Annotated in this window: 1 pseudogene; it reads right to left on the reverse strand. The window is 37.4% G+C overall.

What is annotated here, in order from left to right:
- Positions 1 to 168 precede the first annotated feature (168 nt).
- A pseudogene (locus G5B06_RS18715) lies at positions 169 to 350 on the reverse strand (hypothetical protein); the annotation flags it as partial.

The following is a 350-nucleotide window of genomic DNA, read 5'->3' on the forward strand; positions in this document are numbered from 1 at the left end:
TTTACGCCATTTTCATTTGCATCTTTAAGCAGATTCTTAACTTTTTCTCTTGAATCCTCCGGTACTTTCATGTACTCCCACATAAATGCTATCACATCGGACGGTGTGTCTTTTTTTAGTGGTGGTAACTGAATATAATCATTGTTTTTGCTCATTTTCATATCCTCCTCACGATATAATAAAATCAATAATACGTTCTCTTGTCATGTCCAGTACAGCATCTACGAGCACTCCTGCAAACAGGATCAGATACAGAATAACACTCAGCGAAAACAGGAATGCAACCTGTACCCAATCATGGTAACAGTATGCAGTCGCTATAATCAACAAAGTGAATATAAACCCAAGGA

Origin of the sequence: Blautia luti, from assembly GCF_013304735.1 — a bacterium.
Lineage (GTDB): Bacteria > Bacillota > Clostridia > Lachnospirales > Lachnospiraceae > Blautia_A.